The sequence below is a fragment of the Roseburia sp. OF03-24 genome, from assembly GCF_003463035.1.
Taxonomy (GTDB): domain Bacteria; phylum Bacillota; class Clostridia; order Lachnospirales; family Lachnospiraceae; genus Roseburia; species Roseburia rectibacter.
In genome coordinates, this window is record NZ_QSCK01000012.1 from 72,471 (window position 1) to 84,918 (window position 12,448).

A 12,448-nucleotide genomic window follows, 5' to 3' on the forward strand; every position below is an offset into this window, starting at 1 on the left:
CAGAGAACTGTTGCTAACAAGAAAAAATAATTCTGGCAACAGAAGTAATTCGTATCAGTCGATATTTTATATTTTAGAGAAAGTAGGTTAGTTTAGATATGGCTAAAGTTACAAAAAAAGTGACAAAAAAGCGTGTAAAGAAAAACGTTGAACGCGGACAGGCACATATTCAGTCATCTTTTAACAATACAATCGTAACTATCACAGATGCTGAAGGTAATGCTTTATCATGGGCAAGTGCCGGTGGTCTTGGATTTAGAGGTTCAAAGAAATCTACTCCGTATGCTGCACAGATGGCAGCTGAGACAGCTACAAAGGCTGCTTTAATCCACGGATTAAAGACTGTAGATGTTATGGTTAAAGGACCGGGTTCAGGAAGAGAAGCAGCGATCCGTGCACTTTCTGCATGTGGTCTTGAGGTTACCAGCATCAAAGACGTAACTCCAGTACCTCACAATGGATGTCGTCCACCAAAACGCAGAAGAGTTTAATTAGGAGGGAAAGACGAAGATGGCAGTAAATAAAGTTCCTGTTCTGAAAAGATGTAGATCACTTGGTTTAGAGCCAAGTTACCTTGGATATGATAAAAAATCCAACAGAGAGTTAAAGAGAGCAAATAAGAAAGTTTCCGAGTACGGACTTCAGTTAAGAGAAAAACAGAAAGCAAAATTCATCTATGGTGTTCTGGAAAAACCTTTCCACAACTACTATGTGAAAGCTGATCAGATGAAGGGCATGACTGGTACAAACTTAATGACCATGTTAGAGTCCAGATTAGATAACGTTGTATTCCGTATGGGATTCGCAAGAACAAGAAAAGAAGCAAGACAGATTGTTGACCACAAATTTATCTTAGTAAATGGTAAACAGGTTAACATTCCTTCTTACTTAGTAAAAGCTGGCGATGTTATCGAGATCAAAGAGAAAAACAAAGGTCTTCAGAGAATGAAAGACATCGTTGAAGTTACCGGCGGAAGATTAGTTCCGGAGTGGTTAGATGTTGACGCTGAGAAATTACAGGGAACTGTAAAAGAATTACCTTCCAGAGAGCAGATCGACGTTCCTGTTGATGAGATGCTTATCGTCGAGTTATATTCTAAGTAATAGTTAAGCAAATTACCCGAGAAGGAGGGACTTTGTAGTGTTCGATTTTCAAAAACCAAAAATTGAAATCGCAGAAATTTCAGAAGACAAGAAGTACGGAAAGTTTGTTGTAGAACCTTTGGAAAGAGGCTATGGTACGACACTTGGTAATTCTTTAAGAAGAATCATGCTTTCTTCTTTACCGGGTGCTGCTGTAAGCCAGGTTAAGATCGACGGTGTTTTACATGAATTCAGTTCCATTCCTGGTGTTAAGGAAGATGTAACTGAGATTATTATGAATATCAAAAATCTTGCCATCAGAAATAACAGCTCTACAAATGAACCTAAAGTTGCTTACATTGAATTCGAGGGCGAAGGTGTAGTCACAGCAGCAGATATCCAGGTTGATTCTGATATTCAGATTTTAAATCCGGATCTGGTAATTGCCAATTTAAATGGCGGACCTGACTGCAAGCTTTACATGGAGCTTACCATTACAAACGGCAGAGGCTATGTAAGTGCAGACAAGAATAAGACAGAGGATATTCCGATCGGCGTTATTGCCATCGACTCTATCTATACACCGGTAGAAAGAGTAAATCTTTTGATTGAAAATACCCGTGTTGGTCAGATTACAGACTATGATAAGCTTACTTTGGACGTTTATACAAACGGTACCTTAGAGCCAGATGAGGCTGTCAGCTTAGCTGCTAAGGTTTTAAGCGAGCATTTAAGTCTTTTCATCGATCTTTCCGAAGCTGCTCAGCAGGCTGATGTCATGATCGAGAAAGAGGACAATGCAAAAGAGAAAGTTCTTGAGATGAATATCGATGAACTTGAGCTTTCCGTTCGTTCTTATAACTGTTTGAAGAGAGCCGGCATTAACACAGTCGAAGAACTGACAAACAGAACACCGGAAGATATGATGAAGGTTCGTAACTTAGGACGTAAATCATTAGAGGAAGTTCTTGCTAAATTAAAAGAGTTAGGACTTCAGTTAAACCAGGGTGAAGAATAAAGCGAGGCGTAAGCCGAGCGCTTTCTTCTGAACTGCTAATGTTCAGAAGATACCTTTCACAGGGTGCGCTACTTATGGAACTGCTAATGTTCCATAAGTTCCTTGTGATTGTCACGCGCTTTCTTCTGAACTGCTAATGTTCAGAAGATACCTTTTTCACCAATACAGGCAGAAACAGTAAGTCCATATGGCATGGAGTATGTCTGGTGTGCAGAGTGTATGCATTTGTTGCTCTGATATGCCTGACGAGGAAATGCGTCAGAGACAGTCAGAGGGATGAGGCAGACGAGATTCTGACACACGGATCATGAGTGGCACTTGGAATGGCACTGTGCGGTATCACAGAACCACTCCGAAACAAGAATATGGCGTCCGGTAAGTAAGTCCAAAGCGCGTGGCCGGGTGTTCCACAAAATGGAGGATATTAAAAATGGCAAAGTATCGTAAATTAAGCAGAACCTCTAGCCAGAGAAAAGCTTTATTAAGAGGTCAGGTAACAGCATTATTAAACAATGGTAAGATTGTTACCACAGAAGCAAAAGCAAAAGAGGTTCGCAAAATCGCTGAGGGAATCATCGCTTTAGCAGTAAAAGAGAAAGACAACTATGAAGAAGTTACTGTAAAAGCAAAAGTTGCCCGCAAAGATAAAGACGGTAAGAGAGTAAAAGAAGTTGTAGACGGTAAGAAAGTTACTGTATACGATGAAGTTGAGAAGACTATCAAGAAAGATAAGCCATCCCGTCTTCATGCTCGTAGAGAGATGTTAAAAGTTCTCTACACCGTAAAAGAAGTTCCGACTGAAGCTGCCGGAAGAAAGAAAAACACCAAAGAAGTTGATCTTGTTGCTAAATTATTCGATGAGATCGCTCCGAAATATGCAGACCGTAACGGTGGTTACACAAGAATCGTAAAGATCGGTCAGCGTAAAGGTGATGGCGCTTTAGAGGTATTACTTGAGTTAGTATAATCACTATCCAAAATATGAGAACGTGAAAAAAGCCAGTCCAGGCTGCAGATGATGCAGACTGGGCTGGCTTTTTTGTATGTTGTAGATAGGTTTGGATATCAAAAGGTGGCTTTCAGTTTTTTGAATGGGAAATTGCACCAAGCCGAGTCAGTTTTGTGCCGTTGTACGAAAATAAGAAAAACTAAGTTTGCCGCCGGGGCATCTATATAAGAAACTTTGCTTCATACAAAGTTTAGAATCGATGTCTGTTATTATCCATGTTGCTGCCCTGTTGCAATAAATTACTTAGAGAAGGGCGGATTTTGGAAGGAACAGTAGAATAGGGCATCAAGTATTGTAAAAGAGCATGCCATCAGGCATGCTCATTCTGTTCTTTCGCTAACGGCAGTGTAAAGATAAATTCCGTACCAACACCCTCGGTACTGATACAGTTGATGTTTTCTCCGTGAGCCTGGATAATCTCTTTTACAATGGAAAGACCAAGACCGGTTCCTTTCTTGTCTTTCCCACGGGAAAGATCGGTTTTATAGAAACGCTCCCAGATTTTCTTGATACTGTCTTTTGGAATACCAATTCCGGTGTCTTTGACGGAAACAAAGACCTTTTCATTTTTTTCGGTCGTCTCGATCGTGATCGATGAATTTGCATGGCTGAATTTGAGTGCATTGTCGATCAGGTTATAAAGCACCTGCTGAATTTTGCTGAAATCAGCAGAGACAAACAGTGTCTCACCGCTTAAGATCAGGTTAAAACTGATATGTTTTTCCATACAGGTTCCCTCAAAGGTCTGTACGGTCATGCGGATTGTGTGATTGATATCAAAACTGGTGATGTCTAACATAACACCGTGTGAGCCGAATTTGTTTAATTCCAGAAGGCTTTTCGTAAGTTTGTTCAAACGTTCTGTCTCAAAAAGGATGATGTTTAAATATTTATCCTGCATTTCAACCGGGATTGTTCCGTCAAGCATTGCTTCTACGTAGCCTTTGATCGAGGTCAGCGGAGAGCGGAAGTCATGTGAGACATTGGAGACAAATTTTCGTTGATCCTCCTCAAGGGTGTTTAATTCATTTGCCATATAGTTGAGCGAGGCAGCAAGATAACCGATCTCATCATTGGAGTGGACATCGATCTTTGCCTCAAAATTTCCAGCGGCATATTCATTGGCGCCTTTGGCAATTTTGCGGATCGGGATATAGACGATCCAGGTAAAGAGGGCTAAAACAACAAACGCTGCCAGAAATAAAAGTGCAAACGTCTGATAGGAAAGATTGGTCAGCAGGTTGGATAAATTGACGATGGAGCTGACCGGTTTATGTATGATCACATAGCCGCGTACTTTGTAATTTACGGTGATCGGTGAAAACACACTTAATGTTTCTGAGTCAAAATGACCGTAAAAGTTTCCGGTGCGGTAATATTTATTTCCAAAATCAGTCACGTCAAAATCGGGGATCACTTCCGGTTCTGTATTTTCTGCCGGAGAGGTGGCAGAAGCTGTATTTAAAAGAATCTGTCCCTGCTTATCAATGATCCAGATCTCACTGGAGAGGTAAGTGCTTAAAGTGGAGAGCTGCGTTTTCATTTCTTCTAATGTTGTGGAACGTTTGAAATAATTCTCTGCATAATTGGAGGAAATCAGCGCAGACTCCCGATAGAGCGTCGAGGCATCCCGGCGCTCTAAGAAGTTAAAAGTAATATGGTAACCAAAGGTTGAAATAATAATAAAACAGATCAGTCCATAGATCAGATAGCCGCCGAGCAGCTTCGGGTAGAGTGTTCGTTTCATATATTTTTAACCTCGAACTTATAACCGATTCCCCAGACAGTCGAGAGACTCCAGCTGTCATTGTCCTTTATTTTCTCACGGAGGCGTTTTACATGGACATCCACGGTGCGGGTGTCGCCGATGTATTCATAGCCCCAGATATGGTCGAGAAGCTGTTCTCTGGTAAATACCTGATTTGGCGAGGATGCTAGGAAATATAAAAGCTCTAATTCCTTTGGCGGCATGTCGATCGGATTGTCCTTATAAATAACAGAGTAGTTGGATAAGTTGACGATCAGATCCGGGTATTTTACGCATTTTAATTCAGGAGCAGGTTCTTCAATTTTGACCGGCTGGTAACGGCGCAAAACGGCTTTGACGCGGGCAACAAGTTCTTTGGAATCGAACGGCTTCATGATATAATCATCTGCTCCAAGTTCAAGACCGAGTACTTTATCAAAAATCTCACCCTTTGCGGAGAGCATGATGATCGGCACGTTTGCTTTTGCACGGACTTCGCGGCATACCTGATAGCCGTCGATGCCCGGAAGCATCAGATCAAGAAGGATCAGGTTCGGATTGTACTGTTCGAATGCTTTTAAGGCTTCTTCACCATCATTTACAATTTTTGTATCAAAACACTCTTTCGTAAGATAAAGAGAGATCAGTTCTGCAATATTATTATCGTCATCGACGATCAGTATTTTTTGTTTTGCTGCCATAAAATTACCTCCTGTTAGTTGTTATTCTGTTTGTAAATCAGACGAAATGGTATTGCTTCGGCAGTGCTTTGTGCATGGGATCAGATAAAATCTGTCTTACTGAAATTACTTTTTGTCTGAAATCAGTCTTTGAATTCGGCAATTGTTACGCCGGCATCACCTTCGCCATACTCTCCGAGGTGGAATGATTTCACATATTTTAACCGTTTTAAATGTGCCTGTACGGCGTTGCGAAGTGCACCGGTTCCTTTTCCGTGGACGATACGCACGGACGGAATGTGTGCAAGGTAGGCATCATCCAGGTATTTATCTAAAAGAGCGATCGCTTCGTCTGTGGTCTTGCCGATCAGGTTGATCTCTGTGGAGACGGATGCAGACTTGCTCATTTTGATCTTGCCGGCACTGGTACGACCGTATTTTTTGCTTGTCGGGGAAGTTTCTTCCTCTAACAGGATGAGGTCGTTAATGTTGACAAGAGAACGTAAAATACCCATCTGTACATAAAGGTCACCCTTTGCGTTTGGCAGGGAGTGAACGGTTCCGTTTAGATTCATGCTGATGACTTTCACGCGGTCGCCAATGCGGAGTTTTTTGGGAACTTTATGGTTTGGCGCAGCATTCTTTTTCTGGTCAGACATTTTTTTCTGTGCGTTGTTCATCTTATCGCGCAGTTTAGTGCGCTCTTTTTCCATTTCGCTGACCGGGGCATGTGCGGTGCCGTATTTATTGAAATTACGGATCGTTTCATCGGCAAGGTCTTTTGCTTCTTTGATGATATTGTAAGCCTGCTCGTTTGCCTCGCGCAGGATCTTGTCACGGCTTGCGTCTAAACGTTCCTGTTTCTGTTCAAGCTGTTCTTTTAATTTCTGGATTTCTTCTTTATACTGGTTGATCTCAAGCTGTTCTTTTTCAATCGTGATGCGGCTCTTTTCAAGATCTGCTAAAAGATCCTCGAAATTCATATCATTTTCGCTGATCCGTCCTTTGGCATCCTCGATGATATCCTCACCCAGACCAAGTTTGGTGGAAATTGCAAACGCATTACTTTTTCCGGGAATACCGATCAACAGGCGGTAAGTCGGACTTAATGATTCAACGTCAAATTCACAGCAGGCATTTTCCACACCGGAAGTCTGCAAGGCAAATACTTTTAATTCACTGTAGTGTGTGGTTGCCATGACACGTGCACCGTATAGTTTTAATTTTGACAAAATAGAAATTGCAAGTGCTGCACCTTCCGTTGGATCGGTTCCGGCACAAAGCTCATCGAAAAGCACGAGGGAACGGTCATTTACCTGACTTAAAATGCGTGTGATATTTGTCATATGGGAGGAGAAAGTACTTAAAGACTGTTCAATACTCTGCTCATCTCCGATATCAGCAAACACTTCCTCAAAGATTCCGAGTTCCGAACGCTCGGAAGCCGGAATATGAAGTCCTGCCTGCCCCATCAATGTCAGAAGACCGACTGTTTTTAAGGAGACGGTTTTACCACCGGTGTTTGGTCCGGTAATGATCAGAAGCGTAAAATCTTCTCCGAGACGTACATCGATCGGTACAACTTTTTTGGCGTCGAGCAGCGGATGACGCCCTTTTTTGATGTTGATACGTCCGTCGGTATTGAAAGTCGGAGCAACACCGTTGTAAGTCTGAGCGAAAGCTGCTTTTGCAAAAATAAAATCAAGTTCGGTGAGTATATTGTAGTCAGTATGAAGCTGCATGGAGTATCCTGCCGTTAAGTTGCTTAAGTTGGCGAGAATGACTTCAATTTCTTCTTTTTCTTTCATAAGAAGAGCTTTATATTCGTTGTTTAAGTTTACAACAGCGAGCGGTTCGATAAAGAGTGTGGAACCGGAAGATGACTGGTCGTGCACCATACCCGGAACCTGTGATTTTGCTTCGGCTTTGACCGGCAGACAATAGCGGCCGTCACGCATCGTAATGACGGCATCCTGCAAATAACTGCGTGTAGTTGTATTGTTGATCATCGAGTTCATCTGTGCACGGATCTTATCGTTCATGCCACGCATGGATTTACGGATGGAACGGAGTGTGCTGCTGGCATCGTCTGCGATTTCGTCCTCCGATAAGATGCAGCGGCGGATCTCGTCACATAATGGTGTGAGTGGTTCGATCTGGTCAAAAAATCCGGTCAGGGAATCAACCGGAAGTTCGTCTGTCTCATCTGCTGAAACAGGGCGGTCCGGTCCGGTATGTCCGATGCTGGCGCGGGAAAATGCTTTTGCACGTTTGGCTGCCTCAAGGAGAGAGCAGACGCGCAAAAGCTCCGTGATGCTTAAGGATGCACCGATCTCTAAACGTTTCAGGGAGTCTCGGATGTCGTGTACACCGGAAAAAGAGATGCGCCCGCCTTTAAAGAGACGGTTTAGCGCATCTTTGGTCTGTAACTGTAAAAGATTGATTTCATTGATATCTGTGCCAGGTGTGAGGGAGAGACAACGTTTCTTTGCATCCTCACTTGAGGCGTGCTCCGCTAAGCGGGCAATGATTTTATTATATTCTAATGTTTTTAAAACTTTTTCATTCATAAGATTTATAATTCCTTGTGGTTGAAAATTTAGTTTGCAGTGGCAGTATGCTGACGGATATGTGTGTTCGACTTTAGTCCGCAGTGCCAGCCCGAAAAATCAGAGATTTTCCGGGCTGACGGGCATTCGCCCTATCAAATGAGAAAAAAACAAAAAAGAGCCTGCAAGCAGTCTTTTTTTATTTTTCCCTCATTTGGCACTGCTCATTGCTTATTCACATTATATCCCATTAATTGGGGGAAGGAAAGCCGGAAATGCAAAAATAGTGTTGCAAGCATATGTGATTCAAACTATAATAAATAAGGTGCGGTTTTCATTTTTGTTAAGGAAGGGAAAATCATGCAGGAGAAAGAGAAGGGTGGCTTTTCTTTTATTAATGAGCAGATCAAGGAGAAGCCGTTGAATAAAAAACGTCTTATAAAAAAAGCATTGTTTACCGTAGTGCTTGCCGTTATTTTTGGTACGGTGGCAGCACTGGTGTTTAGTTTATTGCAGCCGGAGTTTTCAAACTGGTTTTACCCGGAGGAGAAGCCTGTCGTTACGATTCCGAAGGATGATGTGACAGAAACGGAAGAAAGCGGACAGGACGATACGCAGGAATCGACAGAGCAAAAGGACACAGAGAATAACGGACAGCAGGGAGAAAATAAAGAGCCGGAAAACGGGCAGCAGGAGACAGAAGAAGCGGGAAACAGTCAGCAGGAGCAGACGGATGAACCGGAAACGGAACATAACACTGGGGATGTTCCAAACAATGAAACGCAGGAACTTGAACTTGCCGATTTTCAGAAACTTCAGAATAAATTGTATGCGGTTGGAAAAGAAGCAAACAAGTTTATCGTGACGGTAACCGGTGTGAAGAGCGATACCGACTGGTTTAATAACCCATATGAGAGTAAGGGGCAGGCTTCCGGTATCATTGTAGCGGAAAATGGCAGGGAACTGCTGGTTTTAACAGAACGCAAGGCGATTGCGGATGCACAGGAAATCTATGTCACATTTATTAATGATGCTGTCGTGAAAGCTGAAATGAAAAAATACGATGGCAATACAGGGATAGCTGTGTTAAGCGTAAAGGCGTCAGAACTTACCGAAAGTACAAAGAATGCGATCGCAGTTGCAGTTCTTGGAAATTCACTGACTGTTACGCAGGGAACGATCGCGATCGCGATCGGAAGTCCGCTTGGAACCAATTATTCAATCCTGACTGGAAATATTACATCCACCACGAACAGTATTTCTACGATAGATCATAATTACAGTGTGTTTACGACAGATATTGTAGGAAGCAGCAACGGAAGCGGAGCACTTGTCAATGTAGATGGCGAGATCATTGGAATCGTGATGCAGGGATACAGCAGTGCGGGGGATGAAAATACGCTGACAGCGATCTCTATTTCCGAGTTAAAAGCATTGATCGAGATGCTGTCAAACGGACAGGATATCCCTTACTTTGGGCTTGAAGTGACAACGGTTACAGCCGCGATCGAACGTGAATATGAGATACCGAAGGGTGCATATATCAAGGATGTATGTATGGATTCACCGGCAATGGCTGCCGGACTTCAGAGCGGGGATGTCATCACGGAAATTGACGGGGATGAGATTCTTACGGCAGAAAATTATGAGAAAAAACTGCTTTCGTTAAAGCCGGAAGATACGGTGGAAGTGAAGATTGAGCGGCAGGGACCGGAAGGTTATACGGAAATCACCTGCACGGTAGAAGTCAGTGTACTGCCATAGAGATGTGAACCAGATACAGGCATGTATTTTAGAAGCAGAAATGCGGATGCGGCCATGCATGTCAGAAACAGAAATGTGGACACCGGTATGCGTTTTAGAAGCAGAAATGCGGATACAGGCATAATAATTTTAGAAAATAAAAGCAGGAATAAGGAGTAGTATGAAGTATATTGAGAGCCTCAGAGAGGGCGAGCGAATTAATGAAATCTATCTATGTAAAGTAAAACAGTCTGCACTGACAAAGGCAGGAAAACCTTATGATACATTGATCTTACAGGACAAAACGGGCACACTGGATGCGAAGATCTGGGAGCCTGGTTCTGTTGGAATCGACGAGTTCGATTCACTGGATTACATAGCCGTAATGGGTGATATCACCAGCTTTCAGGGCAATTTACAGCTGAATGTAAAGCGCGTCCGCAAGGTGCAGGAAGGGGAGTATGATCCAAAAGATTACCTTCCGGTCAGCGATAAGGATATCGACCAGATGTATGAGGAGTTAAAAGGCCTGATTGCGAGCATCAAAGAAGTGCATTTAAAGAAGCTGTTAGAGAGCTTTTTTGTGGAAGATGCAGATTTTGAAAAACGCTTTAAATTCCACTCTGCTGCAAAGACTGTGCACCACGGATTTGTCGGTGGTCTGCTTGAGCACAGCTTAAGTGTGGCAAAGCACTGTGATTATTTTGCAGGCTGTTATCCGATGTTAAACCGCGATCTTTTGATCACGGCAGCTATTTTCCATGATATCGGAAAATTAGAGGAGCTTTCTGTATTTCCTGAAAATGATTACACGGATGACGGACAGCTTTTAGGACATATTATTATTGGAACTGAGATGGTAGGTGACAGAATCCGCACGATCCCGGATTTTCCAAAGGGACTGGCAAGTGAATTAAAACATTGTATTTTAGCGCATCATGGCGAGCTTGAGTTTGGATCTCCGAAAAAACCGGCACTGCCGGAAGCATTAGCACTCAGCTTTGCAGATAATATTGATGCAAAGATGGAAACGGTACGCGAGATTTTCAGTAATGTGCCGGAAAACAATCAGGAATGGCAGGGGTATAACCGTCTGCTTGAGAGCAATATCAGACGCTCCGGGAAATTATAATTATGCAGAAAAATGATATCATAGAACTGAAAATCGAAGATATGGGCGTGGACGGCGAAGGAATCGGAAAATACGATGGCATGACCTTTTTCGTTAAAGATGCGGTGCTTGGAGATGAGATCGAAGCCCGCATCACAAAGATGAAGAAAAATTATGGTTATGCGAGAGTGGAGCAGATTTTATCGCCGTCTAAATTTCGTGTGACACCACAGTGTGAACTTCACAGGAGATGCGGCGGATGTCAGATACAGGCGTTGGATTATGAAAAGCAGCTGGAATTTAAGCAGAACAAAGTGCGCGGAAATCTGATTCGTATTGGCGGTTTTGCGCCGGAATTGATCGACCGAATCATGCTTCCTGTCGTGGGGATGAAAGAACCATACCGCTACCGGAACAAGGCACAGTTTCCGATCGGTGCGGATAAAGATGGGAATCCGGTTGCCGGTTTTTATGCAGCGCGTACCCACAGTATTATCCCGGTCAATGACTGTAAACTGGGTGTGGAGGAAAATCAGATTATTTTAAATGAAGTCCTTTCTTATATGAAAGAATGTCATGTGGCATCTTACGATGAAAATACAGGTAAGGGGCTGGTTCGTCATGTCCTGATCCGCTATGGGTTTTCCACAAAAGAGCTTATGGTCTGTGTGATTATCAATGGAAATAGTCTTCCTAAAGTGGAAAAACTGATCGACAGATTGACAGCCATCGAGGGAATGAAGAGCATTTCCATCAATCAGAATACGAAGAAAACAAATGTGATCCTCGGGGATGTGACGAAATGTATCTGGGGCGATCCATACATTACCGATATGATCCATCTACGCGATACGAAGGATTTTTCACTGACTGATACAGCGGTCGCATACCATATTTCACCGCAGTCATTTTATCAGGTCAATCCTGTCCAGACGGAAAAACTCTACAGCCTTGCGCTCGACTATGCGGGACTGACCGGAAAAGAGACCGTGTGGGATCTATATTGCGGCATCGGCACGATTTCACTTTTTCTTGCACAGAAAGCGGGAAAAGTTTATGGGGTGGAGGTCGTCCCACAGGCAATCGAGGACGCGAAGAATAATGCGGCGCTCAACGGTATCAATAATGCTGAGTTTTTTGTAGGAAAAGCAGAGGAGGTGCTGCCGGCATTTTATGAAAAAAAGAAAGACACAGATGCAGATATGCTGCACCCGGATGTGATCGTGGTCGATCCGCCGCGAAAGGGGTGCGATGGTGTATGTCTTGAGACGATGCTTAAGATGCAGCCGGAGCGGATCGTGTATGTAAGCTGTGATTCGGCGACGTTAGCGAGGGACCTTAAGGTGCTTTGTGAGGGCGGATATGAGCTTCGTAAGGTGAGGGCGGTGGATCAGTTTGGGAATACTACACATGTTGAAACAGTCTGCCTTTTAACCCGCATAAAATAAGCATTTTCAAGGTTTTTAGGGTGTCGGAAATGTCGGATTGCCACCCATTTGCCACCCTAA

General features: G+C 43.2%; 10 protein-coding genes. 7 read left to right on the plus strand and 3 right to left on the minus strand.

All coding sequences use genetic code 11. The features are described from left to right. Positions 1-98: 98 nt before the first annotated feature. From rpsK to DXA60_RS07910, 4 genes are all read left to right on the plus strand, one after another. Complete coding sequence (rpsK, locus tag DXA60_RS07895) at positions 99-491, plus strand: 30S ribosomal protein S11 (RefSeq protein WP_006857845.1); 393 nt, start codon at positions 99-101, stop codon at positions 489-491. Positions 492-510: 19 nt separating this feature from the next. Further along, positions 511-1,104 (plus strand): 30S ribosomal protein S4, encoded by a 594-nt coding sequence (gene rpsD, locus DXA60_RS07900; protein WP_117920743.1) that lies wholly within the window; start codon positions 511-513, stop codon positions 1,102-1,104. Positions 1,105-1,141: 37 nt separating this feature from the next. Beyond that, the gene (locus DXA60_RS07905; RefSeq protein ID WP_006857843.1) at positions 1,142-2,101 is read left to right on the plus strand and encodes a DNA-directed RNA polymerase subunit alpha; all 960 of its coding nucleotides are present in this window, start codon (positions 1,142-1,144) and stop codon (positions 2,099-2,101) included. A 430-nt stretch (positions 2,102-2,531) separates the two neighbouring features. After that, positions 2,532-3,068: a bL17 family ribosomal protein gene (locus DXA60_RS07910; RefSeq protein ID WP_006857842.1), complete on the plus strand. Its 537-nt coding sequence runs from the start codon at positions 2,532-2,534 to the stop codon at positions 3,066-3,068. Positions 3,069-3,420: 352 nt separating this feature from the next. On the opposite strand, the gene DXA60_RS07915 is transcribed toward DXA60_RS07910, so the two are convergent. The 3 genes from DXA60_RS07915 to DXA60_RS07925 form a co-directional block, all read right to left on the minus strand. Beyond that, entirely contained in the window at positions 3,421-4,857 is a 1,437-nt protein-coding gene (locus tag DXA60_RS07915; RefSeq protein WP_117920744.1) for a sensor histidine kinase, read from the minus strand. Further along, a complete protein-coding gene (locus DXA60_RS07920; protein WP_117920745.1) occupies positions 4,854-5,558 on the minus strand; it encodes a response regulator transcription factor in 705 nt (234 codons plus the stop codon). The genes DXA60_RS07915 and DXA60_RS07920 overlap by 4 nt, the downstream gene beginning before the upstream one ends. A gap of 122 nt (positions 5,559-5,680) precedes the next feature. After that, positions 5,681-8,107 (minus strand): endonuclease MutS2, encoded by a 2,427-nt coding sequence (locus DXA60_RS07925; RefSeq protein WP_117920746.1) that lies wholly within the window; start codon positions 8,105-8,107, stop codon positions 5,681-5,683. Between the two features lie 339 nt (positions 8,108-8,446). Here DXA60_RS07925 and DXA60_RS07935 point away from each other — a divergent pair, with 339 nt between their 5' ends. The 3 genes from DXA60_RS07935 to rlmD all read left to right on the plus strand — a co-directional run bounded on the left by DXA60_RS07935 (position 8,447) and on the right by rlmD (position 12,388). After that, positions 8,447-9,850, plus strand: a complete 1,404-nt coding sequence (locus tag DXA60_RS07935; RefSeq protein WP_243006815.1) for a S1C family serine protease — start codon at positions 8,447-8,449, stop codon at positions 9,848-9,850. 160 nt (positions 9,851-10,010) lie between these two features. After that, positions 10,011-10,961 (plus strand): 3'-5' exoribonuclease YhaM family protein, encoded by a 951-nt coding sequence (locus DXA60_RS07940; RefSeq protein WP_117920747.1) that lies wholly within the window; start codon positions 10,011-10,013, stop codon positions 10,959-10,961. Positions 10,962-10,963: 2 nt separating this feature from the next. Continuing rightward, positions 10,964-12,388, plus strand: coding sequence for a 23S rRNA (uracil(1939)-C(5))-methyltransferase RlmD (gene rlmD, locus DXA60_RS07945; RefSeq protein ID WP_117920748.1), 1,425 nt, complete (start codon positions 10,964-10,966; stop codon positions 12,386-12,388). Positions 12,389-12,448: the final 60 nt, after the last annotated feature.

What these genes read in the sequence shown, in the direction of transcription:
- DXA60_RS07940 (WP_117920747.1), top strand. Translation starts at nt 10,011, where the DNA reads ATGAAGTATATTGAGAGCCTCAGAGAGGGCGAGCGAATTAATGAAATC.
- DXA60_RS07915 (WP_117920744.1), bottom strand. Translation starts at nt 4,857, where the DNA reads ATGAAACGAACACTCTACCCGAAGCTGCTCGGCGGCTATCTGATCTAT.
- DXA60_RS07920 (WP_117920745.1), bottom strand. Translation starts at nt 5,558, where the DNA reads ATGGCAGCAAAACAAAAAATACTGATCGTCGATGACGATAATAATATT.
- rpsD (WP_117920743.1), top strand. Translation starts at nt 511, where the DNA reads ATGGCAGTAAATAAAGTTCCTGTTCTGAAAAGATGTAGATCACTTGGT.
- rpsK (WP_006857845.1), top strand. Translation starts at nt 99, where the DNA reads ATGGCTAAAGTTACAAAAAAAGTGACAAAAAAGCGTGTAAAGAAAAAC.
- DXA60_RS07910 (WP_006857842.1), top strand. Translation starts at nt 2,532, where the DNA reads ATGGCAAAGTATCGTAAATTAAGCAGAACCTCTAGCCAGAGAAAAGCT.
- rlmD (WP_117920748.1), top strand. Translation starts at nt 10,964, where the DNA reads ATGCAGAAAAATGATATCATAGAACTGAAAATCGAAGATATGGGCGTG.
- DXA60_RS07925 (WP_117920746.1), bottom strand. Translation starts at nt 8,107, where the DNA reads ATGAATGAAAAAGTTTTAAAAACATTAGAATATAATAAAATCATTGCC.
- DXA60_RS07935 (WP_243006815.1), top strand. Translation starts at nt 8,447, where the DNA reads ATGCAGGAGAAAGAGAAGGGTGGCTTTTCTTTTATTAATGAGCAGATC.